The following is a 1,086-nucleotide window of genomic DNA, read 5'->3' as shown; positions in this document are numbered from 1 at the left end:
CCTCCAACCACACTCAACTCTGAAGAGCCGTTTTACTGTCCCGACATTCCAGTTGTCCTCAGTTTTCGATGCCGTCTCAAACCGAGTGCCGCCAAGTAACACTATGTCGTGTTTCATCGGCTTCGGGGACAAAAGCCGGGGCAATCTCAAAAACTCATTCCAAACTCGGGGCTTTGAGTTTTCGTTTTTGTCCCAAAGGGCACGGCGGACAGCCTTTAGAGGTTCGATATCGACGAAAACGCCCGCTTTGAAACTCAAGTGCCTTTTCGTGTGCGAGCCGCCAGCTGCAATAGGAAGTGAATCAACGCAGGCGCCTTTCAAGCAGTTTGCAAAACTGCAGGTTGCAGGCCTTCATTGCTAGTAGGGGAAATGAGTAGTCTCAGGTGGCTTGCCCATGAGTTAGCGAGCAGGTTGGGGCTTCGTTGTTGGCGCAATCACTTCGTGCACACTCGAAAGGTCTGTTTAACTTCAGACAGGGCGCCAGTGCCTACGCGCAGTGGCGCAGATGATGGGCAGCAAGAGACAAGCATCTGCTGCCGCCCATCAGAAAGCATCGTACAGGCCATACCACACGTCGGTGTAGATGAAGTCGGCGCCCTTGATGCACTCGGTTGTCGTCGGAGACCTTGCAGTTCTCCTCGCCGATGGCCATGAGGTCGCCCATCTCCTGCGAAGGCGGGCGAGCCGTAGCTCGCCCGACCTGGTACGTCTTACAGACCGTGCTTACCGAGAGCGGCCATGCGCTCATTGATGGTGGCGCGGTATGCCGCAGCCTTCTGCTCGTCGGGCTCGCTCTGGGGGCACAGAGTGGCCAGGATGGCGCGAATGGAGTGCTTGCGGTTCTCGGCCTCGACCCAGCACAGGGAGCGCTCGGGATCGTCCATGACCTCGTCGACGACTTCCTCGCCACGGTTGGCGGGCAGGCAGTGCATGAACATGCTGTTCGGACCGGCAACGTTCATCATATCCCAGGTCACCTGGTACTTCGGATAGAACACATCCATGTAGCTGGAGCTGGAGACTTCACCTTGATTATCAACTTTATCCGAACACCTCCCACATTCATCCGCACATGTGCGGATGAAT

General features: G+C 56.3%; 1 protein-coding gene. It reads right to left on the bottom strand.

What is annotated here, in order from left to right; all coding sequences use genetic code 11:
* Nucleotides 1-710 precede the first annotated feature (710 nt).
* Nucleotides 711-998, bottom strand: coding sequence for a Rossmann-fold NAD(P)-binding domain-containing protein (locus tag HMPREF2884_RS00005; protein ID WP_204371245.1), 288 nt, complete (start codon nucleotides 996-998; stop codon nucleotides 711-713).
* Nucleotides 999-1,086 lie beyond the last annotated feature (88 nt).

The sequence above is a fragment of the Rothia sp. HMSC073B08 genome, assembly GCF_001812975.1.
GTDB classification, from domain to species: Bacteria; Actinomycetota; Actinomycetes; order Actinomycetales; family Micrococcaceae; genus Rothia; species Rothia mucilaginosa.
The sequence above is the reverse complement of the archived record's forward strand: the minus strand, read 5'-3'. Positions and strand labels throughout refer to the sequence as shown.